Annotated in this window: 23 protein-coding genes; 18 read left to right on the forward strand and 5 right to left on the reverse strand. The window is 69.7% G+C overall.

Going from position 1 to position 23,714, the window contains the following annotated elements:
• Positions 1-28 precede the first annotated feature (28 nt).
• Complete coding sequence (locus DMC64_RS03255) at positions 29-943, forward strand: DUF4349 domain-containing protein (RefSeq protein ID WP_125731967.1); 915 nt, start codon at positions 29-31, stop codon at positions 941-943.
• A 435-nt stretch (positions 944-1,378) separates the two neighbouring features.
• Positions 1,379-2,128: a phosphoglyceromutase gene (locus DMC64_RS03260; RefSeq protein ID WP_043847866.1), complete on the forward strand. Its 750-nt coding sequence runs from the start codon at positions 1,379-1,381 to the stop codon at positions 2,126-2,128.
• A 69-nt stretch (positions 2,129-2,197) separates the two neighbouring features.
• Here DMC64_RS03260 and DMC64_RS03265 read toward each other — a convergent pair whose 3' ends face one another.
• Together DMC64_RS03265 and DMC64_RS03270 are read right to left on the reverse strand one after the other, a co-directional pair.
• Positions 2,198-3,115 (reverse strand): hypothetical protein, encoded by a 918-nt coding sequence (locus tag DMC64_RS03265; protein WP_125731969.1) that lies wholly within the window; start codon positions 3,113-3,115, stop codon positions 2,198-2,200.
• Complete coding sequence (locus DMC64_RS03270) at positions 3,112-3,759, reverse strand: DNA-binding response regulator (RefSeq protein ID WP_125731971.1); 648 nt, start codon at positions 3,757-3,759, stop codon at positions 3,112-3,114. Before DMC64_RS03270 ends, DMC64_RS03265 begins: the two co-directional genes overlap by 4 nt.
• Before the next feature lie 271 nt (positions 3,760-4,030).
• Here DMC64_RS03270 and DMC64_RS03275 point away from each other — a divergent pair, with 271 nt between their 5' ends.
• The 11 genes from DMC64_RS03275 to DMC64_RS03325 all read left to right on the forward strand — a co-directional run bounded on the left by DMC64_RS03275 (position 4,031) and on the right by DMC64_RS03325 (position 14,729).
• Positions 4,031-5,263: a cell wall metabolism sensor histidine kinase WalK gene (locus DMC64_RS03275; RefSeq protein ID WP_037333013.1), complete on the forward strand. Its 1,233-nt coding sequence runs from the start codon at positions 4,031-4,033 to the stop codon at positions 5,261-5,263.
• Positions 5,260-5,949, forward strand: coding sequence for a response regulator transcription factor (locus DMC64_RS03280; protein WP_005167072.1), 690 nt, complete (start codon positions 5,260-5,262; stop codon positions 5,947-5,949). The genes DMC64_RS03275 and DMC64_RS03280 overlap by 4 nt, the downstream gene beginning before the upstream one ends.
• Positions 5,950-6,367: 418 nt before the next feature.
• Positions 6,368-7,357 (forward strand): Ppx/GppA phosphatase family protein, encoded by a 990-nt coding sequence (locus DMC64_RS03285; protein WP_037333010.1) that lies wholly within the window; start codon positions 6,368-6,370, stop codon positions 7,355-7,357.
• A gap of 105 nt (positions 7,358-7,462) precedes the next feature.
• Positions 7,463-9,016 carry a hypothetical protein gene (locus DMC64_RS03290; RefSeq protein ID WP_125731973.1) on the forward strand — a complete coding sequence of 518 codons (1,554 nt, stop codon included), beginning with the start codon at positions 7,463-7,465 and terminating at the stop codon, positions 9,014-9,016.
• Between the two features lie 22 nt (positions 9,017-9,038).
• Positions 9,039-9,836, forward strand: coding sequence for a sugar phosphate isomerase/epimerase (locus tag DMC64_RS03295; protein WP_037333006.1), 798 nt, complete (start codon positions 9,039-9,041; stop codon positions 9,834-9,836).
• 141 nt (positions 9,837-9,977) lie between these two features.
• On the forward strand, positions 9,978-10,808 hold the full coding sequence (locus tag DMC64_RS03300; RefSeq protein ID WP_016330916.1) for a thioesterase family protein: 831 nt from the start codon (positions 9,978-9,980) through the stop codon (positions 10,806-10,808).
• A 24-nt stretch (positions 10,809-10,832) separates the two neighbouring features.
• Entirely contained in the window at positions 10,833-11,648 is an 816-nt protein-coding gene (gene proC / locus DMC64_RS03305; protein WP_125731975.1) for a pyrroline-5-carboxylate reductase, read from the forward strand.
• A 193-nt stretch (positions 11,649-11,841) separates the two neighbouring features.
• Positions 11,842-12,057, forward strand: a complete 216-nt coding sequence (locus DMC64_RS03310) for a helix-turn-helix domain-containing protein (protein ID WP_016330918.1) — start codon at positions 11,842-11,844, stop codon at positions 12,055-12,057.
• Between the two features lie 145 nt (positions 12,058-12,202).
• Positions 12,203-12,304 carry a 30S ribosomal protein bS22 gene (locus DMC64_RS03315; protein WP_007030867.1) on the forward strand — a complete coding sequence of 34 codons (102 nt, stop codon included), beginning with the start codon at positions 12,203-12,205 and terminating at the stop codon, positions 12,302-12,304.
• A 287-nt stretch (positions 12,305-12,591) separates the two neighbouring features.
• Positions 12,592-13,641: an NAD-dependent epimerase/dehydratase family protein gene (locus tag DMC64_RS03320; RefSeq protein WP_037333001.1), complete on the forward strand. Its 1,050-nt coding sequence runs from the start codon at positions 12,592-12,594 to the stop codon at positions 13,639-13,641.
• A complete protein-coding gene (locus DMC64_RS03325) occupies positions 13,638-14,729 on the forward strand; it encodes a lysophospholipid acyltransferase family protein (RefSeq protein WP_125731977.1) in 1,092 nt (363 codons plus the stop codon). The genes DMC64_RS03320 and DMC64_RS03325 overlap by 4 nt, the downstream gene beginning before the upstream one ends.
• 75 nt (positions 14,730-14,804) lie before the next feature.
• Here DMC64_RS03325 and DMC64_RS03330 read toward each other — a convergent pair whose 3' ends face one another.
• The 3 genes from DMC64_RS03330 to DMC64_RS03340 form a co-directional block, all read right to left on the reverse strand.
• Positions 14,805-15,707, reverse strand: a complete 903-nt coding sequence (locus DMC64_RS03330; protein ID WP_016330921.1) for an HAD family phosphatase — start codon at positions 15,705-15,707, stop codon at positions 14,805-14,807.
• A 96-nt stretch (positions 15,708-15,803) separates the two neighbouring features.
• Entirely contained in the window at positions 15,804-16,892 is a 1,089-nt protein-coding gene (locus DMC64_RS03335) for a DUF5667 domain-containing protein (protein WP_125731979.1), read from the reverse strand.
• Positions 16,893-17,001: 109 nt separating this feature from the next.
• The gene (locus DMC64_RS03340; RefSeq protein WP_073846225.1) at positions 17,002-17,700 is read right to left on the reverse strand and encodes a sigma-70 family RNA polymerase sigma factor; all 699 of its coding nucleotides are present in this window, start codon (positions 17,698-17,700) and stop codon (positions 17,002-17,004) included.
• A 293-nt stretch (positions 17,701-17,993) separates the two neighbouring features.
• Here DMC64_RS03340 and DMC64_RS03345 point away from each other — a divergent pair, with 293 nt between their 5' ends.
• The 5 genes from DMC64_RS03345 to DMC64_RS03365 all read left to right on the forward strand — a co-directional run bounded on the left by DMC64_RS03345 (position 17,994) and on the right by DMC64_RS03365 (position 23,714).
• Positions 17,994-19,478, forward strand: coding sequence for an AMP-binding protein (locus DMC64_RS03345; RefSeq protein WP_233629547.1), 1,485 nt, complete (start codon positions 17,994-17,996; stop codon positions 19,476-19,478).
• A 10-nt stretch (positions 19,479-19,488) separates the two neighbouring features.
• Positions 19,489-19,725 (forward strand): glutaredoxin family protein, encoded by a 237-nt coding sequence (locus tag DMC64_RS03350; protein ID WP_038520134.1) that lies wholly within the window; start codon positions 19,489-19,491, stop codon positions 19,723-19,725.
• Between the two features lie 58 nt (positions 19,726-19,783).
• Positions 19,784-21,319, forward strand: coding sequence for a molybdopterin-dependent oxidoreductase (locus tag DMC64_RS03355; RefSeq protein ID WP_125731983.1), 1,536 nt, complete (start codon positions 19,784-19,786; stop codon positions 21,317-21,319).
• 258 nt (positions 21,320-21,577) lie between these two features.
• Positions 21,578-22,405, forward strand: a complete 828-nt coding sequence (locus DMC64_RS03360) for a redox-sensing transcriptional repressor Rex (protein ID WP_037332988.1) — start codon at positions 21,578-21,580, stop codon at positions 22,403-22,405.
• 1 nt (position 22,406) lies between these two features.
• A complete protein-coding gene (locus DMC64_RS03365) occupies positions 22,407-23,714 on the forward strand; it encodes a glutamyl-tRNA reductase (protein ID WP_037332986.1) in 1,308 nt (435 codons plus the stop codon).

Here is a 23,714-nt window from a genome sequence, read left to right on the forward strand (position 1 = left end):
TCCGCAGCACTGGAGGGAGACGGTTTTGATGCACAAGCGAGTGAGATGGGTCGCGGCCGCCGGCATCGTGCTGGCGCTGGCGGGCTGTTCGGCGAACGATTCCGGCGGTGAGTCGGCCGCGATGCCGATGTCGGCGGACACCAAGCAAGCGGCACCCAAAGAAGGGGTGCCGAACAAGGAAGCCACCGAAGGCAAGGCCGGTTCGGACAAGGCACCGGCGCCCGCGGGGCAGCCCGGGGTCGCGGACCGCAAGCTGGTGCGCACGGCGAACCTGGAACTCACCGCCCCGAACGTCGCCGACGTGATCTCGCAGGTACGCGTCATCACCCAGGGCGCCGCGGGCTACACCGGGCAGGAAAGCACCCAGGAGAAGCGGGCGTCGGTCAACGTCATCGTGCCCTCCGAGCGCCTCGACGGCGTGCTGGACCAGCTCGGGAAGCTGGGGAAGCAGGTCCGGCGCGAGGTCACCGCGACGGACGTGACCGAGCAGATGGTCGACGTCGAATCGCGGCTGGCCACCCAGCGCGCGAGCGTCGAGCGCATCCGCGCGCTGCTCGCGAGGGCGACGTCGGTTTCGGAGATCGCCTCGGTGGAGAGCGAGCTGACGAGCCGGGAGGCCGAGCTCGAGTCGCTCCAGAAGCGGCGCGAAAGCCTGGCGGGCAGTGTCGCCATGTCGACGATTTCGTTGCAGGTGAAGGCGGAGACGGTCGCGGCGTCGGAGGAATCCCGCAGCGGTTTCCTCGGCGGGCTGGCCGGCGGCTGGGACGCCTTCCTGACCTTCGGCGGCGGCCTGCTGACCGCGATCGGCGCGATGGCGCCGTTCCTGCTGGTCTTCGGTGTTCCCGTGGCCGCGCTGGTGTGGTGGCTGCGCAAGCGGCGCCGTCCGGCGGAACCCGCGATGGCGACCGCTTCGGATCTGCCGTCCGCGCCCCCGCTCGACTGAAGAGAACAGGCGGGACGGCTCGAGGGAGGGGGGAGTCGCGATCTCGAGCCGCCCCGCTGAAGTTCCCGCCAAGGTGGACCCGGTGACGAGGGGGATGCCAACGGGGCCGGCGGGCGCCGCGACTCGGCAGGGGGGAGACGAGTCGCGGTCGTCACCCGCGTCGAGCCGGGGAGTGCGTGGAATCCGGCCGCGCGGGACGTAGTCAACCTGTCAGATCTCCACCTGTAATCACAAGACTACCGGTTACTCCGTTCGAGTGAACTTCGAAAACCGGGATAACGGAGTGCAGCCTGATTTCCAGGGAACGGGACTTGTTGGCAACCCGTCTTCTGGACGGGTGAAGGTGTTACTTGCGGGTAACGCACTCTCTGTAGAAATAAAGCCAAGCGCAGCCCTCTGACCGGCGCTTCCGCTCCCTCTGGCAGGCTGAACCCCATGGCTGAGCTTGGGACTCTGGTGCTGCTGCGTCACGGGCAGAGCACGTGGAACGCCGAAAACCTGTTCACCGGCTGGGTGGACGTGCCGCTGTCGGAGCAGGGCGAGCAGGAGGCGCGCAAGGGCGGGCAGCTGCTCGCGGAGTCCGGCCTGCTGCCGGACGTCGTGCACACCTCGCTGATGCGCCGCGCGATCTCGACCGCCAACCTGGCGCTCGACGCCGCCGACCGGCACTGGATCCCGGTGAAGCGCGACTGGCGCCTCAACGAGCGCCACTACGGCGCGCTGCAGGGCAAGAACAAGAAGCAGACGCTCGACGAGTTCGGCGAGGAGCAGTTCATGCTCTGGCGCCGTTCCTACGACACCCCGCCGCCGCCGATCGACCCGGCCGACGAGTTCAGCCAGGTGGGCGACGCGCGCTACGCCGACCTCGGCGACGCCGCCCCGCTGACCGAATGCCTCAAGGACGTCGTCGCGCGGCTGCTGCCGTACTGGGAGTCCGAGATCGTGCCGGATCTGCGCGCGGGCAAGACCGTGCTGGTCGCCGCGCACGGGAACTCGCTGCGGGCGCTGGTGAAGCACCTCGACGGCATCTCCGACGACGCGATCGCCGGGCTCAACATCCCGACCGGCATCCCGCTGCGTTACGACCTCACCGAAGACCTCAAGCCGGTCACCGTCGGCGGCACCTACCTGGACCCGGAGGCCGCCAAGGAAGCCGCGGCCGCCGTGGCGAACCAAGGCCGCTAGACCCACGCATTTCGTCCTCTGGATGCGGTAGTTCGATCTCGAACCACCGCGTTCAGAGGACGAAATGCGTCAGGGGAGGGCTTGGACCGACTCGATGCCGGCCGCCTTCCACCCCTCGGGCAGGTGCTGGAGGCGCAGGACGAGCGGCAGGTACCGCTTCGACGCCTGCCCGGCCGCGTCCGTGACGTCCGACGTCGCGAAGAGCAGCACGCTCGCCTTGTCGTCCACGACCTCCATGACCGCCGCGGCCGGGTTCGGCGCCGGCGACGCCTTCGTGCCGCCGGACCGGATCTGGTTCAGCCGAGCCGCTTTGTCCTGCTGGAACTGGGTCAGCAACTGCCCGGTCGACACGGACTCGTAGCGGGCGTACGTGCCTTCGGGGTCGGCCGGATTCACGTTCAGCAGGGCTTCCGCGGCGCGCAGGGCACCGTCCCGCGCGGAATCCCGCACCCTCGCGAACACCCGGTCACCCGCGCCCGGCTTCTCCGCCGCGAGCGGGGAGTCCGTCGGGTTCACCTTGACCTCGCCGATCCGCCAGCGGTCACCCTCGCGGACGGTCGCGAGCAGCACCGACGCGATGCCCTTGCTGGTGGCACCGGCCCTGGTGCTGCTCTGGTCCAGGACGGTCAGCACCCGCGCCTTGTCCGGCGTCTGCTCGACCGCCGCCGACACGATCACCTTGGTCACGAGCTTGACCGGCTCGGCCGATTTCCGGACCTCGGCGAACAGTTTCGCCAGCTCGTCGCGCGCGCCCGGCGTCACGTTGTCGGCGAGTGCCTTCTCGTAGGCGGGCACGGCCGTGCTGTCGTAGGAGAACACGGCTTCGGCGGCCGTCTTCACCGCAGTCAGCACGGACGCCGTCTTCGCCGGATCGACCAGCGCGAGGTTCGCGGGCGGGGTCTCCGGTTCGGGCCGGGCGGTGCCGGAGATCGTGGTGGTGCAGCCCGCGAGCGCGAGCAGCACGGCCAATCCCGCCCAGCGCTTCACAGCAGGCCGAGTTCCCGTGCCCGGGCGTCGACCTGCAGACGCGACGTCACGCCGAGCGCGACCAGCAGCTCCGAGACGCGACGCTGATAGGTGCGCACGCCCATCCCGAGGCTCTTCGCGGCCTTCTCGTCCTTGCAGCCGGTGGTCAGGAACTCGAGGATCTGCGGTGCCTCCATCCGGATGTCGGCGAACCGCGCGTCGAACGTCTCCAGGGTGGTGGACGCGAGCCAGGCGGTTTCGAACAGCGACAGGATGCCCTGCACCAGCTCCGGGCGCGAGATGACGCTGTACGAGCGCACCGCCTTGCCCTCGTCGCCCGCCATGATCGCGACCCGCTCGTCCAGCAGGATCGTCTCGTTGATCTCCTCGGTGCCGATCCGGATCTGCGCGCCGAGACCGGACAGCCGGTGCAGATGCTGCGCGGTCTGCTCGTTCAGCAGGACGCCGGGGCGGTACAGCTTGCGGATCCGCTTGTCGCGCACCAGCCGTTCGCCCTGCCGCGTGAGCGACGGCCGCGAAAGCGCCCAGGTGTAGAGGTCGTCGGCCGCGCACGCGATGTCGGTCGCCGCGACGAACAGATGAGCCGTCCGGTCGAACAGCTCTTCTTCTCCGCGAATCAGGGAGATGTCACTGACGAGTTCCACGGCGACAGTCTTCCAACAATCCCCGGGAGCCGTGACGGGAACGTCGCTATTCCCGGTGAACGATCACGACGAAAGTCGGGATCCGGGCATCACGTGGCGACCATGTCCCCGGTTCGGGTGACCCGCCTCACCCAGGAGATCTCGGCGAGGGATCGGCCACGTGAACGGCGGCTGACCTGCAGGCGAACAGGGTGTCCCCAGGTGTCATAGGCATCACGAGTACGCGGCCGGGACTAGGCCAAAAGACTACCCACGCGCTTACGATTCCCCTGTGACCACGCCTGTTGCACTCGCCCTGGCCGTCGGCGGACTGATCGTCGGTGTGGTTTTCGGCTTCCTGATCGCGAGGGGCCGCGCCCGCCGCGAGGAGCGGCGACCGACCGGTCCCACCGTGGCCGAACTGCTCGAACGCCTCGTGCGGTCCAGCAACAACGGCGTCGTCGTCCTCAACAAGTTCGGCGACATGGTCCTGCACAACCCGCGTGCCTACGAACTCGGCCTGGTGAAGGTCAACCAGGCCGATCCGCGGGCCCGCAAGGCCGCCGAGCAGGTGGTCGAGACCGACGAGCCGATGGAGATCGACCTTTCCCCGCTGGAGGCGAGGGGCCGTCAGCCCGAGGCCGTCCTCGGCGAGGTCCGCCCGCTCGGCGACGGGTTCACTGTGGTCGAGGCCGTCGACCACTCCGAGGCGATCCGGCTCGAAGCCGTCCGGCGTGACTTCGTCGCGAACGTGAGCCACGAGCTGAAGACGCCGGTGGGCGCGATCGCGCTGCTCACCGAGGCCGTCCTCGACGCCGCGGAGGACACCGAGGAGGTCCGCCGCTTCGGCGGCAAGATCCTCCGCGAGTCGACCCGGCTCGGCCAGCTCGTCACCGAGCTGATCGCGCTGTCGCGGCTGCAGGGCGCCGAGCGGCTGCCCGACCTCAACGTCGTCGAGGTCGACGCCGTGGTCCGCGAGGCGCTCGGCCGGACGACGCTTTCGGCGGAATCCGCCGAAATCACCATCACCACCGACGCGGCCAGCGGCCTGCTCATCGAGGGCGACCGGACGCTGATGGTCACCGCGCTGTCGAACCTGCTGGAGAACGCCGTCGCGTACTCGCCGGCGGGCAGCCCGGTGTCGATCAGCAGACGGCTGGTCGACGGCAAGGTCGAGATCGCGGTGACCGACCGCGGCATCGGGATCGCCGAGGACGAGCAGCAGCGCGTCTTCGAGCGCTTCTATCGCGCGGACAAGGCGCGGTCGCGGGCGACCGGCGGCACCGGGCTGGGGCTGGCGATCGTCAAACACGTGGCCGCCAACCACGGCGGTTCGGTCGGCCTGTGGAGCCGTCCCGGCACCGGGTCGACCTTCACCCTGCGGATCCCCGCGCACATCCCCGCCGAACCGGCCGCGCCCGTGAAACAGGCTCCGCCGGCGTCCCGGCCGGAGAAGACCCCCGAGCGGACACCCCGTCTCGTGGCAACAGGGCAAGAAAGCCCCGACCATGGAGGAAACCTGTGACGAGGGTTCTCATCGTCGAGGACGAAGAGTCGTTCGCCGACCCGCTCGCGTTCTTGCTCCGCAAGGAGGGCTTCACCGCCGCCGTCGCCGTGACGGGGCAGCAGGCGCTCGAGGAGTTCGACCGCAACGGCGCCGACATCGTCCTGCTCGATCTCATGCTCCCCGGTATGAGCGGCACCGACGTCTGCAAGCAGCTCAGGCAGCGTTCCGCGGTACCGGTGATCATGGTGACCGCGCGTGACAGCGAGATCGACAAGGTCGTCGGGCTGGAACTCGGCGCCGACGACTACGTCACCAAGCCGTACTCGGCCCGTGAGCTCATCGCGCGGGTGCGGGCGGTGCTGCGCCGCGGCGGCGAGCCGGGCTCCGAAGGCGACCTCGCCCCGCTCGTGCTGACCGCCGGGCCGGTGCGGATGGACGTCGAGCGGCACGTGGTGACCGTCGACGGCCAGGAGGTCTCCTTGCCGCTCAAGGAGTTCGACCTGCTCGAGTACCTGCTGCGCAACGTGGGCCGCGTGCTCACCCGCGGGCAGCTGATCGACCGGGTGTGGGGCGCGGACTACGTCGGCGACACCAAGACGCTCGACGTCCACGTGAAGCGGCTGCGGTCGAAGATCGAGCCGGACCCGGGCTCGCCCCGGCACCTGGTCACCGTGCGCGGTCTGGGCTACAAGTTCGAGACGTGAGCTGAAGGGGACTTTCCCGGCATAAGAGGCGGTGAAGGCCCCTTTCCTTGCGTCTAGCGCGAGGAAGGGGGCCGGCAAAGTCGCCAGAGGACACCTTCGAGGTGAAGTGCCCGATTCAGGCATTTTGCGAAGGGGTCGTGAGTGTTTTTTGGTCGTTCTAACGACCAAAAACACTCACGACCCTAATCGAAAACCGTGCGAATAGGTATCAAACGGACATTTGTCTGTGGGTTGGCGTCCTTTGTGGACATCATCCGACCAAGTCAAGCCTTCATGTACTCGGGACCGAGCGCTGCGAGATCACGACTGCCTCCGCCGATGGGTCGACCAGGCACGGAGGCCTTCACGCGCGGCCGTGCGATACAGATCACGGTTACGGTTTCGTGACCTGACGTGGGGGCGGGTACCGTAGACGCTCGTGCGCCTAGGGGTACTCGACGTCGGTTCCAACACCGTCCACCTGCTCGTGGTCGACGCCCACCGTGGCGCCCACCCGACCCCGATGCATTCCGAAAAGGCCGTCCTCCGCCTCGCCGAGCAGATCACCCGCAACGGCGACCTGAGCCGCGCGGGCGCGGACAGCCTCGTACGCGCTGTCGAGTCGGCGAAGGCGGCCGCGGCCAGGCTGGGCTGCGAAGAGGTCATGGCGTTCGCCACCTCTGCGGTCCGTGAAGCCAAGAACGCCCCGAAGGTGCTGGCGAAGGTCCAGGAGCAGACCGGCGTCGAACTGAAGGTGCTCTCCGGGATCGACGAGTCCCGGCTCACCTTCCTCGCCGTCCGCCGCTGGTTCGGCTGGTCGGCGGGCAAACTGCTCGTGCTCGACATCGGCGGCGGCTCGCTCGAGATCGCGATGGGCCGCGACGAGGAACCGGACCTGGCCGAATCGCTGCCCCTGGGCGCGGGCCGGACCACGCGGACGCGGTTCCAGCACGACCCGCCGTCCCGTTCGGAGCTCATCGCGACTTCGGTGTGGCTCGAAGAACAACTCGCCCCGCTCGCGAAGAAGGTCGCCAAATTGGGTGAACCCGATCGTGTCGTGGCGACCTCGAAGACGTTCCGGTCACTCGCCCGGCTGACCGGAGCGGCGCCGTCGGCCAGCGGGCCGCATGTGCGCCGTACCCTGACCGACACCGCGTTGCGCCAGCTCATCGCGTTCATCTCCCGGATGACCGCCCAGGACCTGGCCCAACTCGAGGGGGTCAGCGCGAGCAGGTCGCATCAGCTGGTGGCCGGCGCGCTCGTCGCACAAGCCACCATGCGGGCGCTTTCCCTGGAAGAACTGGAGATCTGTCCGTGGGCGCTGCGAGAAGGTGTCATCCTTCGACGGCTGGACCATTCGAACGGTGCGGACGAGACTGTGGGCGGCAGCGCCCGACTGGACTTAGTCGACGGAGAACGGGCACGGTGAAGAGGTGACGGAAATGCGGATGACGGTGGATAGCGCGCGCGACGCCGCCGATGCCCCGTCGCGTGCCGGTTCACAACGGCTGGAGCGCGCATTGGACAGCACGGTATGACGGACGAGACAGAGAGCGGCCAGCCACAGAAGACCGTGGCGGAGCTGCTGGCGCAGCACGGAGCCCAGCCCGAAGGCGGGCGCCGCAGGCGACGCCGCGCGGCCGACGACGAGGACGAGGCTCCCGAGCCCACTCGCGGACGGCGCGCGCCGTCGGTGAGCGACACCGCGCCGCAGGCGATCATCGACCGCGTGTCGGGTGACACCCCGCCGCCCGCCAACCGTCCCCCGCGCCGCGCGCGCCCGCAAGACTCCGGAGCGCGTCCGCTCCCGCAGCCGCAGCAGGATTCCGCGCCGCTGCCGGTGCCGCCGAACGTCGCGTCGACCCCGACCCGGCAGACGCCGCCGGTGCGCCCGCCGCAGGAGCAGAGCGGCTATCAGCAGCGTCCGCCGCAGCAATCCGGGCAATTCGTGCGGCCGACACCGCCGCCGCAGGAGCAGAGCGGTTACCAGCAGCGTCCGCCGCAGCAGTCGGGTCAGTTCGTGCGGCCGACACCGCCGCAGGAGCAGTCCGGCTACCAGCAGCGTCCGCCGGATTCCGAGGGGCTGCCCCCGCGCGGCCGTCCGCGTCCGCCCGGTCCGGAGGAGACCCGCGGCGCGGTGCCGCCGGTCCGCCGCCGTCCCGAACCGCCCGCCGGGCCCCCGTCGTCGGGGCTTTCGGCGAGACTCGACGGTGGCCTCGACGCCCCGGCCGAAGACGTCCAGGATCCGCCCGGCCCGATGGCCAGCGGCGCGTTCGCGACGCCGCCCGCCCAGCCGGCGCGGCGCCGTCGTCCGGCGGCCCGCCCGCCGCAGCCGAAGGCCGAGCCGAGCACCGAGCAGTTCGCCGCGGTCGGCGAAGAGGCCGTGCCCGAACCCGAGGCCCCCGTGGAACCGGCGGCGCCGCCCGCGGGGCTCGCCGGATGGCGCAAACGCAGGCAGAAGGTGCAGTCCGAGGACACCGAGATCGGCGGCATCCCGCCGGTGCCGCCCCCGGTCGCGCCCGTCGAGCCGGACCCCGAGCCCGAACCGGACCCGTTCGACGCAGGCCCGCCCACCATGGGTTCTTCCCACCCGCCCCACCCCGCGCCGATGCCGTTCGTGCCGCCGCATTCCCTCGACGACCGTGACCGTCAGGACAACCTCGACGAGTACGAGCGCGAGTTCGCCGACCCGGCGTATCCGGACGGCGGCCCGGACTTCGAGCGTGACGACTACGGCTACCGCGCCGACGAGTACGAGGACGACTACGACGACGACCAGGCCGAGGAGGTCGTCGACGAGCCCGCGGCGCCCGCCGAAAAGGTCTCGCCGGGGAAGCAGTGGCTGGCGCTGGCCGGTCAGCTCGCCCTCGGCGTCGTCGGTGGTGCCGCGGTGTGGCTGGGCTTCAACTGGCTGTGGGTGAACCTTCCCGCCGCCGCGCTGGTCGCCGCGTTGCTGGTGATCGTCGCGCTGGTGTGGATCGTCCGGAAGATCCGCAAGGCGGAGGATCTGCAGACCCTGGTGCTCGCGGTGCTGGTCGGACTGGTGGTGACGGTCTCACCGGCCGCACTCCTGCTGGTCGCCCGTTAGCGGCCTCGGGAAGAATGCCGGAATGGTTCAGCAGGTTCCGGTAGGCCTCTCGACGGCGTCCGTCTGGCCGTTGCGGGCGGGAGTGGCGTTCGAGCTGGCCGCCGACCTCGGCTACGACGGGGTCGAGGTGATGGTCTGGGCCGACCCGGTCAGCCAGGACGTCTCCGCGTTGCGCCGGTGGTCGCGGCGCACCGGGGTGCCGGTGCTGTCGATCCACTCGCCCTCGTTGCTGATCACCCAGCGCGTGTGGTCGCCGGATCCCGTGGTGCGCCTGCGGATGTCGGTGGAAGCCGCGCAGGAACTGGGCGCGCGCACGGTCGTGGTGCATCCGCCGTTCCGGTGGCAGCGCCGCTACGGCGACGCGTTCGGAGACCTCGTCGACGAGCTCGAAGAAGCCAGCGGTATCGAGATCGCGGTCGAGAACATGTTCAAGGTCCGCCCGCCCGGTGGCTCGCGGACGTCGCGGGTGTCGGCGTTCCGGCCGTCGATCGACCCTACGGACGTAGGGTTTCGCCACTACACGCTCGACCTGTCCCATACAGCGGCAGCCGGGATGGACGCCCTCGCGCTCGCCGATCGGATGGGTCCCGGGCTCGCGCACGTCCATCTGGCGGACGGCACGGGGCTCCCGAAGGACGAGCACCTGGTGCCCGGACGCGGTATCGAACCCTGCGCCGAACTGCTGGAAAAGCTCGTGAGCAGCGATTTCTCCGGACAGGTCGTGCTGGAGATCAACACCCGGCGGTCGCCGAGCGCGGCGCAGCGGTCGCGGGACCTCGCGGAGTCACTCTTGTTCGCGAGGCTGCACCTAGGTCAGTGACAAAGATCGTCTCCAGGTGCGGAGATTCATTCCTCCCTGCGCCCGAGGCGCTGGTACACGTAAAGTTCCGACCGTGAACCAGCTGCGCTTGTTGATCTCCCGCACCCCGATGGATCGGCTCGTGGCCTGGGTCAGTGCTCGGTGAGCGCGACCGACGAAACGAGCACCTCCTTCGACGAGGCATGCGCGACGAGATCACTGGGTGACGGCACGTTCACGGCGGTACTCCGTACCGAATGGTCGATCGGTGGACACCCCCACGGCGGCTTCCTGATGGCCCTGATGGCACGGGCCGCCCTGTCGTTCCTCCACGAACGCGGAGAGCCGCCGTCCGAGCCGCTCGCGATCAGCGCGGAGTTTCTGCATCCGCCCGCGGTGGGACCGGTGCTGCTGCGCATGGACGTCCGGAAGGTCGGCAGGCGCGCCTCGGTCGTCGGGGTCCTGCTGGAGCAGCGGGGCCGCAGCTGCGTCGAGGCCAGGGTGACCACCGGACGGCTGCCGATGCGGCGGCCGGAGTGGACCGACGTCCCGGCCATGGCCGCGGAGCCGCCGCCCGGCGCGGTGCCCGTGACCGGCGAGACCTCCGAAGGCCTCTTCAACCTCGCGAAGGGCTGCGAAGTCCGGCTCGACCCGGCGAGTGTCGGCTACCTGCACGGCCGGATCGGCGATCCGCCGAGGATGCGGCTGTGGGTCCGGCCGCGGCACGGTCTCGCGGACCCGTACTTCGCCCTGCTCGCGAGCGACGTGAACCCGCCGGTGGTCTACAACCTCGGCCGGGTCGGCTGGGCGCCCACCGTGCAGCTGACCGCGTTGCTGCGCACCCGGCCGGCGCCGGGCTGGCTGCGGGTGATCGTCCAGAGCCAATCGGTGCACGAAGCCTGGTTCGACTCGGACGCCCTCGTGGTCGACTCGCAGGGCAGGCTGGTCTGCCAGGCGCGGCAGCTGGCGCTTGCCCCGGCGCCTGGAGCCTGACGGCCGTTTGGCACGCTGAACGGCATGAGCGTGATCGCGGTTCTGGGTGCCGGGAAGATCGGGGAGGCCCTGCTCTCGGGCCTGCTGCAGGGCGGGCACAGCCCGGACGACCTCCTGTTCACCGAGCGGTATCCGGCGCGCGCGGCCGAGCTGACCGAGCGCTACGGCGTGCACGGGGTCGGCGTCGCCGACGCCGCCCGCAGGGCCGACGTGCTGGTCGTCGCGGTCAAACCGCAGGACATCGAGCCGGTGCTGGACGAACTCGCGCCGCTGCTCGGCGAGGAGTCGCTGGTGGTCTCGCTGTGCGCGGGCCTGCCGACCGCCCTGTACGAGCGCAGGCTGGCCGACGGCGTCCCGGTGGTGCGGGTCATGCCGAACACCCCGATGCTCGTCGGAGAGGCGATGAGCGCGGTCTCCGCGGGCGCGCACGCGACCGCCGAGCACATCGCGGTGGTGAAGGACCTGCTCTCACACGTCGGGCAGGTCGTCGAGGTGCCCGAGTCGCAGCAGGACGCCGTCACGGCGTTGTCCGGCTCCGGGCCCGCGTACTTCTTCTACCTGGTCGAGGCCATGATCGACGCCGGGATCCTGCTCGGCCTGCCGCGGGCGCTCGCCGGGCAGCTGATCATCCAGTCGGCGGTCGGGGCGGCGAAGATGCTCGCCGAGTCCGACGAGCACCCGGTGCTGTTGCGTGAAGCCGTCACCTCGCCCGCCGGGACCACCATCAATGCCATCCGCGAGCTGGAGAAGCACGGCGTCCGCGCGGCGCTGCTGGCCGCCATCGAGGCCGCGAAGGACCGCTCGACCGAGCTGGGCCGCGCCCACGAACCCCGCGTTTAGTCCTCTGGATGCGGTGGTTCGACGTCGAACCACCGCATCCAGAGGACGAAATGCGTAGTCGGACGGGCCCATCCCGGTGACTCGCGTCGCTTTAGCCACACGTGTCCCGCTACTCTCAGGAGAGCACGTGCGTGTCGATACCACAGGTGGGGAAGCCTCGTGGCGCGACACGTGTCGAAGGACACGGTGAATCATGCCGCCGAACAAGAAGGATGATCTGCCCTCAGTCGGCCAGGTCCAGTTCCTGACGGTCGCCGAGGTGGCCACGCTGATGCGGGTCTCCAAGATGACCGTCTACCGCCTCGTTCACTCGGGCGAGCTGCCCGCGGTGCGCGTCGGGAAGTCGTTCAGAGTGCCCGAAAAGGCCGTACACGAGTATCTGCAGGGCGCGTACTTCGACGTGGGCTGAGGCTCGGTCCACGGAGCACAACGTGCCCGCCCGAGGGCGTCTTCCGGGGCGCGAGTACCCTGGAAGACCGCTCGTGCCTGTGCGCTCCACCCGTTGGACGCTGCGCCGGGCAGCGTGACCGACGACGAAGGAAGGAGCGCTCACGATGGGCTCTGTGATCAAGAAGCGCCGTAAGCGCATGTCGAAGAAGAAGCACCGCAAGTTGCTGCGCCGGACGCGCGTTCAGCGTAGGAAGGCCGGCAAGTAAGACACAGCCGGTGAGTGGCCCGTCCAGTTTCTGGACGGGCCATTCCCATTTCGTGGGCGGTTTCCGCCCATTCGAGTGAGACGTGGATCCCCTCTGCGAGCAGCGGGTTAATAGCATGTAAGCGCTGACTCGACTACCCCTAATGAGCGGTAACATCTCAAGGGCAGCCGCGCGATGCTTCCCATGAGTGCAGGTTCGCGCACACACGGTCGATGGACCAGCGCTCAAGGTCATCAGGACCCCGTGATCGAAAGTCCGAGAACCGCCCAAAAGCCGCAGGGAGTCCTATGCCGTCGAACATCGTGCTCGTGACCGGGGTCGGGGGAGACCTTGGCGGGAAACTGCTCGCCAGACTCGGCAACAATCCGGGGTTCGAGCGGGTGATCGGCGTGGACACCACGCCCCCGCAGAAGTCGGTACTGCAGCGCATGGGGCACGCCGAGTACGTCCGCGCCGACATCCGCAATCCGCTGATCGCCAAGGTGATCAGCACGGCCAAGGTCGACACCGTGGTGCACGCCTCGTGCACCGCGCATCCGGCGGGCCCGGCTCGCCGGACGGCGATCAAAGAGGTCAACGTCATCGGCACGATGCGGCTGCTGGCGGCCTGCCAGCGCTCGCCGCTCGTGCGCAAGCTCGTGGTGAAGTCGACGGCCGCCGTCTACGGCGCCGGCGCGCGTTCGCAGGCCGTCTTCACCGAGGATTCGGAGCTCATCCCCACCTCGGCCAGCGGCTACGCGAAGGACGCCGTCGAGATGGAGGGGTACGTCCGCGGGCTCATGCGCCGCCGTCCCGACATCACGACGACACTGCTCCGGTTCGCCAACATCATCAGCCCGGAGATCGACACGGTGCTCTCGCGCTACTTCGCGCTGCCTGTCGTCCCGACCGTCTTCGGCTACGACGCGCGCATCCAGTTGCTCCACGCCTCGGACGCGCTGACCGTCTTCGAACAGGCGACGCTGAACGACAAACCCGGCGTGTTCAACGTCGGCTCGGAGGGGGTGCTCACCCTCTCCCAGGCGATCCGGCGAGCCGGGCGGGTCGAGCTGCCGATGCCCAGCGGCGTCGTGCCGTCGGTCGGCAAGGTGCTGCGCGGAGCGCGGGTGGTCGACTTCTCCGCCGACCAGGTCCGGCTGCTGAACTTCGGCCGCGTCGTGGACATCACGAAGCTCAAGAAGGACTTCGGCTACACCCCGCGGTGGACGACGCGGGAAGCGTTCGACGACTACATCACCGGCCGCGGGCTCCGGCCCGTGGTGGACGGCGGCAAGCTCGCCGGATTCGCGGGCAAGGTGCTGGTGGCCGCGGCGACCGGACAGGCGGCCCACCGATGAGCAGGCCACACGAGAACTCTCACGAAGGCGAGGCGGAAAACGTGAGCGGCGCTGAAGCGCAGGTCATCCCGTTGCACGGCCCCGGCCGAGAGAAGCCGGACCCGGCCGCTCAGGCGGAACGGGATCTTCGCGAGTCGGAAGAAGCTCAAGAACATCTGGACTCGGAACGCCGGGCCGACGCGCCCGTCGTCGAGTTCCCCGGGGCGGCGCGGGTCTCGCCCGCCCGGACGAGGCCCGCCGACGCGGACCTCCTCCCGGACTCGCTCAGGACGGCGTTGGCGTTCGTGCGTGACCGGCTGACCGGTGACTACACCGTCGACGAGTTCGGCTTCGACGCCGAGCTCACCGAGACGCTGCTGTTGCCGCCGCTGCGCGCGCTGTACGAGAAGTGGTTCCGCGTCGACACCTTGGGCGTCGAGAACCTGCCCGCCGACGGCGGCGCGCTGCTGGTGTCGAACCACTCCGGCACGGTGCCGCTCGACGCGTTGATGACCGCCGTGGCCGTGCACGACCACGTCCCCGGCGGCAGGCATCTGCGCGGCCTCGGCGCGGATCTGGTGTTCCAGCTGCCGCTGATCGGCTCCTTCGCCCGTAAGTCCGGGCAGACGCTCGCCTGCAACGCCGACGCGGAACGCCTGCTGCGCAAGGGAGAACTCGTCGGCGTCTGGCCGGAAGGGTTCAAGGGGATCGGGAAGCCGTTCTCGTCGCGGTACAAGCTGCAGCGGTTCGGCCGTGGCGGTTTCGTCTCCGCCGCGCTGCGGACCGGGGCGCCGATCATCCCCGTGTCCGTCATCGGCGCGGAGGAGATCTACCCGAAGATCGGGGACATCAAGCTGCTCGCGCGGGTGCTCGGCCTGCCGTACTTCCCGGTGACGCCGCTCTTCCCGCTGCTCGGCCCGCTCGGCGCGATCCCGCTGCCGACGAAGTGGAGCATCGAGTTCGGCGAGCCCATCCGCACGGACACCTACGACGCGGACGCCGTGGACGACCCGATGCTGGTGTTCACGCTGACCGACCAGGTGCGGGAGTCGATCCAGCAGTCGCTGTACAAACGCCTCTCGCAGCGGAAGAGCGTCTTCAAGGGCTAGCCCACCCACACGCGTTTAGTCCTCTGGATGCGGTAGTTGCACGCGCAAGGACCGCATTCAGAGGACTAAATGCGGTCAGCGCTTGCGGTAGGCCATGCCCGCGGCGACGGCACCGGCCACGGCACCGACGCCCAGCACCGAGGGCACGCCGATCTTCGCGGCCTTCCGCCCGGTCCGGAAGTCGCGGATCTCCCAGCCACGTGCCCGCGCGACGTCGCGAAGTCCGCCGTCGGGGTTCACCGCGACCGCGGTCCCGACGACCGACAGCATCGGGACGTCGTTCTGCGAGTCCGAATACGCCGTGCAGCGCTTGAGGTTCAGCCCTTCGCGTGAAGCCAGCGCGCGCACCGCGTGGGCTTTCGCGCGGCCGTGCAGCAGGTCGCCGACGAGACGGCCGGTGTAGACGCCGTCCTTGGTCTCCGCGACGGTGCCCAGCGCGCCGGTGAGGCCGAGGCGCCGCGAGATGATGGCCGCGAGTTCGATCGGGGTCGCGGTGACCAGCCAGACCCGTTGTCCGGCGTCGAGGTGCATCTGCGCGAGCGCCCTCGTGCCGGACCAGATCTTGTCCGCCATCAGCTCGTCGTAGATCTCTTCGCTGATGTCGGTCAGTTCCTGCACGGTGCGACCGGCCACAAAGGACAGTGCGCGCTCGCGGTGGGTTTTGATGTCCTCCTTGTTCTCCCGGCCGCCGAGCCGGAATTTCACCTGCTGCCAGACGAATCCGGCCAGATCGGCGGACGTGAAGAACTTGCGCGCCGCGAGCCCGCGGGCGAAGTAGAAGATCGACGCGCCCATCATCATGGTGTTGTCGACGTCGAAGAACGCGGCCGCCGTCAGGTCCGGCGGAGCGGGCGGCGCGGGCGGTTCGAGGGCTTCGGCGGACGCGGTCGCCATGGCGGCCTCGGCCGACGCCTCGCCCGCGAGCTCGGCCAGCCGTTCGAGCTCTTGACTCTTATCCCTGCCCCGCCAAACTGACACGCACACCGCCTCCGGAATCCCAGGTGCCTGTGCACAGCGTAGCGAGCGGCCGACCACGCTGTCCCGGGTGTGGCGCCTGCCTCACGTGACACCGAGTCAGCCGATGATTATCGGCGGTAACCCCGGAATGAGCGGCGGAATCGAAACCAGCGGCGGCGGTGGCGTGGTGGTCGTCGGCGGCAACGTCCTCGTCGTCGGGCCGGGCGTGGCCACGACGGGCGGTGGCGTGCCTCCCGACGGCGGGGCGAGCGGTCCGGTCGGGGCCGCGGTGTCCACACCGGACGAAGGCGGCACCGAGGTCGGTGTCGGCGTCACGGACGGAGCGGACGACGGCGGGGAAGACGTCACCGGCGGAAGGACCGCGTCGGGGGAGTCGGGATTGCGGACGCAGTCACCGGCGGCCGGGACCGCGCCCAGCTCGTCGGAAGAGCCCGTGGTGATCGTGTAGCAGACCAGGCGCGAGCCGAGATCCGTCGTGCGTTCCTGGACCTTGTCGAGCAGGGCGCGGGCCGCGGAGAACTTGTCGCGCGCCTCGGTGGGGGCGAGGTCGATCTGGAGGCCGAGCCGGTCGGATTGCTGCCGTGCCCACGAGCGGAGCTCGGCCAGCCGGGACTGGCCGCCCTGGTCGGTGACGAGCGCCGTCAGCTGCGAGACGCCGGCGCGGAGATCGGTCTCGAAATCGGCGAGTCCGGTGAAATACGCGGCGGTGGGCGCGCCCTGGCGGGTCAGCTCGTCCAGTTCGCCGACGCGGTTGGCGGCGAACTCCAGATGCTTCTTCGCCTTGTCCTGCTCGTCGAAGGTGAGCCCGAGCGAGGCCGATTCACCCGCTCGTTTGATGCCGTAGAGCGGATCGCCCGGCAACGCGTCCTTGGACAGCAACAGGGTGATCCCGCCGAGCGCCAGCACGAGCGCGACGGCGGCCGCGGCGAGATTGGCGACGGCGTGACCACGTCGCTTCGGCGCGGCTTCGGCTTCGGCTTCGGCGAGACGTCCGGCGATCTCGTCGCGGATCCGCTGCCGGGTCTCCGCGTCGGGGGCGCCGCCGGCGCCGAGTTCGCGCAAGCCGCCGACGAGCGCGAGTTCGTGCGCGAACTCGTCGTCGTCCGGGGATTCGGTGCCGTCGACAAGGTCGGCGAAGCGGTCACCGTCCGCCCGCTCCCGCGCGAACCATCCCGGCACGCCCACGGCGAAGTCTCCATCTGCTCAGCCCGGTCCTGACACCGGTCTGGCTGAGAAAACGAGCGGGGACGCCCAAGGGTTACGGCAAGGCCCGGTGAGGGACAAATATGGAACCTTAACGCAGTCCTGTGGGCAGAAGTTGTGCCAAACGGCGTACCGCGCGGTGCTGAAGGGCCTTGATGGCGCCCTCGTTGCGCTTCATGATCGCGGCGGTCTCGGCGACCGAAAGCCCCTGCATGAACCGCAGCACGATGCACTCGCGCTGATCCTCGCCGAGTTCGGCGACGCACCGCAGCAGTTCGGCGCGGGTGGCACGGCTGATGGCCTGCTGTTCCGGGCCCGCGACGGCCTGCACGCCGACGTTCCCGATCGGCGCCCCGTTGGGCTCGGCGACCTCGTCGGTGACGACTTCGAGGCGGAACCGGCTCGACTTCACGTGGTCGAGGATGATGTTGCGCGCGATGGTGACGAACCAGGCGCCGACGTCACGCCCTTGGTAGCTCACCGAGGTGATGCGGCGCAGTGCGCGGAGGAACGTCTCGCTGGTGACGTCTTCGGCCAGGTCCCGGTCGCCGAGGCGGAACAGGACGTACCTGTAGACGACGTCTACATAGCGGTCGTAGAGCCGTCCGAACGCGGAGGTGTCGCCGTCCTGCGCGGCGCTGACCAGCTCCCAGGCTTCGGCCTTCGCGGCTTCGGCGGCATCTGTGCCTTCTTCGACCTTGGGCCTGGCCGAAGGCGCCGCCGGGAAACCGCTCCGGCGGAGGATGTGGCCCGCCAGCATCGAGACGGGATTGGGTGCGGGAAGAGTCACGGTCCACCTCCCGTTCCGGACAGGGAGCACCGGCCCGCATGTCCCACCGCCGCGTGGGCCTGCAAGATCTGCACGTCCGGACTCCCTTTCTCACCATCGAGTGATCAACACCACTCGACGACGCACGGCAGCATACGTGTAGTTACCGCGAAGTAGGTAGCGGTGCCGGGGTTACGGAACTGCGACGAAAGCGAGTGACCCCCATGACGGTGGCCGGGATGACAAACTGGCAACGCCGTTCACTCCAGGGAAGAGGTTCGCAGTTGAGCGCGGAGCAGGTTGCCGATGCAAGTGTGCCCACTTTGCTCTCCGAGGCCGCCCGTCAGTGGCCGGGCAAGGCGGCCGTCCAGGAGACCGGCGGAGGCGTCGCGCTGACCTGGGCGGAACTCGACAACGCCGCCCACACGCTGGCCCGCGCCCTGCTCGACGCGGGAATCGAGCGCGGCGACCGGGTGGCGTTGCGGCTGCCGACGTCGGCCGCGTTCGCCGTCTCGCTGTTCGGGGCGCTCCGGGCGGGCGCGGTGGTCGTCCCGATCTCGCCGCAGGGGCCTGCCGCGGAGCTGAACGGGCTGCTGGAGCACAGCGGCGCACGGCTCGTCCTCGAACGCGAACCCACCGAGGAACTCCCCGACGGGGTGACAAGCCTCTCACCGGCTGTTACCTCGGATGGAGCAGCCGAACCGGTCGACGCGTCCGGCGCCGGTGAGAACATAGCGGTCATCTCGTACACCTCCGGCACGACCGGCCCGCCGCGCGGCGTGATGCTGTCGCACCGGGCGCTGCTGGCGAACCTCGACCAGCTGAGCCGGATCACCCCGGCGCCGCTCGTCCACGGCGACCGCGTGCTCATCACCATCCCGCTGTTCCACGTCTACGGCCTCGGCCCCGGCCTGCTGCAGACCACGGCGGTCGGCGCGACGGCGATCCTGTCCGAGCGTTTCCTCGCCGAGCGCACCCTGGCCGACTGCACCGAGTACCGGGTGACGTCGATCGCCGGCGTGCCCGCGATGTACGCCGAATTCGCCGCGATGGACCCCGAGGAACTCGGGCGGGGCCTGTCCACCGTCCGGCGGATGACCTCGGGTGCGGCGCCGCTGCACCCCAAGATCCTCACCGCCCTCCGCGGCGCCACCGGACTCGACGTCTACGAGGGCTACGGCCTCACCGAATGCGCACCCGTGGTCACCACGACCCTGGTCACCGGCTACCCGAAGCCCGGTTCGGTGGGGCGGCCGCTGCCCGGCGTCGAGCTCCGGCTCGTCGACAGCGACGGCGATGCCGATCCCGTCCCGCTGGACCCGGACGACCTCGGCGACGCCTTCGACGAGGACGGCGGCACCGGCCTGGTGTCGATCCGCGGCGCGAACCTGTTTTCCGGCTACTGGCCCGACGGCTCGCACGGACCCGACGAGGACGGCTGGTTCCGCACCGGCGACGTCGGCTACCTCGACACCGACGGCGACCTGCACCTGGTGGACCGGGCCAACGACCTGATCATCGTCAACGGTTTCAACGTCTTCCCGCACGAGGTCGAGAACGTGATCTCGATGCTGGACGAAGTCGTCGAGGCGGGCGTCGTCGGCGTCGTCGACGAGCGGACCGGTGAGGCGGTGAAGGCCGTCGTCGTGCCCGCGCCGGGCGCTTCGCTGTCGGAACAGCAGGTCGTCGAGCACTGCGCCGAGCATCTGGCCGGGTACAAGGTGCCGCACACCGTCGAATTCGCGGAGTCGCTGCCGCATTCGGCCACCGGGAAGCTGCGCAGGATGCGCCTCAGGTAAGGATGGAGCCATGGCGCACCACGTGACCGTCATGACCCGCACGGGCTGCCACCTGTGCGAGGTCGCGGAACAGGACATCGAGCGGATCTGCGGCGAGCTGGGCGTCGCCTGGTCGGCCCAGGACGTCGACAGCGATCCCGAATGGCGGGCCGAATACGGCGACCGCGTGCCGGTGATCCTCGTCGACGACGCCGAGCACGGTTACTGGCGTGTCGAAGAGGACAGGCTTCGGAAAGCCTTGGCGTAACACACTCGTAAGGGGCGATCGGCCACCCCGAAGGCCGATTCGCTCCGAAGATGGAGTCGTGGACGACGAACGCAGGCTCACCTTCCCGCAAGCCGCGCTGACCGGGCTCCTGTCCCTGGTGGCGGCCCTCGGCGTGGGACATCTCGTCGCGGGGTTCGTCGGGTACACGGCCTCGCCGTTCGTCGCCGTCGCGAACTTCGTCATCGACCACAGCCCGCACGCGGTCGTCGCCTGGGCCGAGCGGACGCTGGAGACCTGGGACAAACCCGTCCTCAAGATCGGCCTTGCCGTCGTGCTGGTGCTGTTCGCGTTGCTCGCCGGGCAGCTCTCGCGCCGTACGCCGTTGCCGGGACAGGTGATCGTCGGCGTCCTCGGCGCGGCAGGCGTCGCCGCGGTCTTCGTGCGCACCGACCTCGGGCAGATCGCGCTGCTGGCGCCGGTGATCGCCACCGTCGTCGCGCTGATCGTGTTCACGCGGCTGCATTCGTTCTTCCGCCCGAAGGTGTTCTTCGACGACCGTGAAGGCGAAGGACCGGACCGGCGCAGGGTGCTGATCACCGGCGCGTCCGTCGCGGCGGGTGCCGGCGTCGCCGCGCTGACCGGCCAGATCGTCGGGACCAGGAAGAACGCGGAGGAGTCGCGAGCCGCCGTCGGCAGGCTCGTCGCGGCGAGGACCGCGCCGCCGATCCCACCCGACGCGGATTTCGCGAAGCTCGGCACCCCGCCGTACATCACTCCTTCGAAGGATTTCTATCGGATCGACACGGCGCTGGTGGTCCCGCAGGTCCGCACCGAGGACTGGAGCCTGCAGATCCGCGGGATGGTCGAGCGCGAAGTCACCTATCGGTATGAAGATCTCCGCTCGCGGCCGTTGATCGAACGAGACGTCACCCTGTGCTGTGTCTCCAACGAGGTCGGCGGCCCGTACATCTCCAACGCGCGCTGGATCGGCATCGACCTGCGGGACCTGCTGAACGAGGCGGGTGTGAAACCCGGCGCCGAGCAGATGTTCGCGACCAGCGTCGACGGCTGGACCTGCGGAACCCCGGTCGAAGCCGCCCTGGATCCGCGACGCGGCGCGATGCTCGCCCTCGGCATGGACGGCGAACCGCTCCCGATCGAGCACGGTTTCCCGGCGCGGATCGTGATCCCCGGGCTCTACGGCTACGTGTCCGCCACGAAATGGGTGACCGAGCTGGAGATCACCACCTGGGCGGAGCGCAAGGCGTACTGGCTCGACCGCGGCTGGGCCAAGGAAGCGCCGGTGAAGACGCAGTCGCGGATCGACGCGCCGGGTTCGGCGGTGAACGCGGGCAAGGTCGTGGTGTCCGGGACCGCGTGGGCGCAGCACACCGGCGTCGCGAAGGTCGAGGTCCGCGTCGACCAGGGGCCGTGGAAGGAGGCCGTCCTGTCGGCGGAGACGTCGAAGGACACCTGGCGGATGTGGTGGACCGAGGTCGACGTCGCCGCTGGTCAGCACGAGATCGCCGTGCGGGCCACGGACCAGTCCGGCTACACGCAGACGCAGGAGCGCGCGGGAACGGTCCCGGACGGCGCCACGGGCTGGCACACGGTGACGGTCAACGCGCGCTGACGCCTCGGTCACCGTGGTCGTGAGTGGTAAATGTCGTTAGAACGACACTTACCGCTCACGACCCACGCGCCCGGGCACTGTGGGGTGCGTCATCCCCTCTACCTGTGACTTTGTGCCTGCGTTCACAAGTGGCTACCGTAGATACGTCGCCTCCGAAAGCGCCCGGCATCGAACCGGACTCAGCGCGGCGGGTCAAGAGCCGTTTTCCAGGTTCGGGCGATTCATGTCGTCAGCAGGGACCAGAGGGAGCGGACAAGCGTGGTGTCGCAACGAGGCCGGCGCACCCGGGTGACACCGGACGCCGACAACGCGCCCACCGCGGAGATGCCGGCCGTCGAGGCCACCGCCGAACCCGAAGCGGTCCGCGCGAAGTCGATCCCCGAAGCCGCCGTCGCCCGCCTCGCCGTCTACCTCCGTGTCCTCTCCGGGCTGGCCGAGCAGGGCGCGACGACGATCTCCAGCGAAGAGCTCTCGCAGGCCGCGGGCGTCAACTCCGCGAAACTGCGCAAGGACCTGTCCTACCTCGGCTCGTACGGCACCCGCGGCGTCGGCTACGACGTCCAGGTGCTGGTCAGCCAGATCGAGCGCATCCTCGGCCTGACCCGCAAGCACAAGGTCGCCGTGGTCGGGATCGGTAACCTCGGGCACGCGCTGGCCAACTACGGCGGGTTCCCCGGCCGCGGTTTCCCGGTCGAGGCGCTGTTCGACCTCGACCCGGATCTGGTCGGCGTCCCGGTCGGCGGTCTCCCGGTCTCCCATCTCGACGAGATCCCCAAAGTCTGCGCCGAACGGCAGATCTCCATCGGCGTCATCGCCACCCCGCCCACCGCCGCGCAGTCGGTCTGCGACCGGCTCGTCGCAGGTGGGGTGCAGTGCATCCTCAATTTCGCCCCGGTGGTGCTGCAGGTTCCGGCACATATCGAGGTTCGCAAGGTCGATCTCGCGGTCGAGCTGCAGATCCTGTCGTTCCACGTCGCTCGTCGCGCCGATCTGGCCGCTAACGGCAACGGCGGAGGAGACGCTGGCTCCGGGGGCGCCGAGAATGGCAGCGTGAACGGCCACGGCAACGGAATGGTGGTGCGCTGAAATGAGCGTGTTGGCGGTCGGGCTCTCGCACCGCAGCGCCGAGCTGAACACCCTGGAGCGCGTCGCGGTCCCCGCGACCGACGTGACCAAGGTGCTCCACGAGCTGCAGCAGGCCGAGCACGTCAGCGAGGCGATCCTCGTCTCGACCTGCAACCGCATCGAGGTCTACGCCGTCGTCGAGACCTTCCACGGTGGCCTCAACGACGTTTCCGACGTGCTCGCCCGCCAGGCCGGGATGCAGCCCGCGGACCTCTACGACTCGCTGTACGTGCACTACGCCGGCGCCGCGATCGAGCACCTGTTCTCGGTCACGTCGGGGCTGGACTCGATGGTCGTCGGCGAGACGCAGATCCTCGGCCAGATCCGCTCCTCCTACGCCACCGCGCGCGAGGCGGGCACGGTCGGCCGCACGCTGCACGAGCTGATCCAGACGACGCTGCGCGTCGGCAAACGCGTCCACACCGAGACCGGGCTCGACCAGCTCGGCGCGTCGGTGGTCTCCGAGGCGCTCGCCGCGGCCGGCGACATCGCGGGCAAGCACGCGCTGATCATCGGTGCCGGTTCGATGGGCGCGCTGACCGCGTCCCAGCTGCGCAAGTCCGGCATCGGCGAGATCACCATCGCCAACCGCACCGAGGCCAGGGCCGCCCGCCTCGCCGCCGCGAGCGTCGAGCAGGGAGTGCCCGCGAAGGCCGTCCAGATGAGCGGGATCGCGGACGCGGTCGCCGAGGCGGACGTCGTCGTCTGCTGCACCGGCGCGCAGGCCGCGGTCTTCACCGCCGCACACGTCCCGGCCCGTGCCGGGCGCCCGCTGGTCGTCTGCGACCTCGGCCTCCCGCGTGACGTCGACCACGACGTCGCCGCGCTGGCCGACGTCACCGTGGTCGACCTCGAAACCATCCAGCGCCGCATGCGGGAAGCGGGCACCCCGACCACCGAACGGCAGACCGCGAAGGCCACCGGCATCGTGCTCGACGAGGTGCGCGAGTACCTCGCCGGTCAGCGCAGCGCCGAGGTCACCCCGACGGTGACGGCGCTGCGGCGCCGGGCGGCCGAGGTGGTCGACGCCGAACTGCTGCGGCTGGACAACCGCCTGCCGGACCTCGACGCCGGGGTCCGCGAGGAGGTCGGCCGCACGGTCCGCCGCGTGGTCGACAAGCTGCTGCACGCGCCGACGGTGCGGGTCAAGCAGCTGGCCGCCGAGACGGCCGACACCGACTACGCCAACGCGCTGCGCGAGCTGTTCTGCCTCGACCCGCAGGCGCCCGCAGCCGTGGCGAGTCCCACCGCTACGCCGAAAGACGAGTGA

The sequence above is a fragment of the Amycolatopsis sp. WAC 04197 genome, assembly GCF_003947475.1.
Lineage (GTDB): Bacteria > Actinomycetota > Actinomycetes > Mycobacteriales > Pseudonocardiaceae > Amycolatopsis > Amycolatopsis japonica.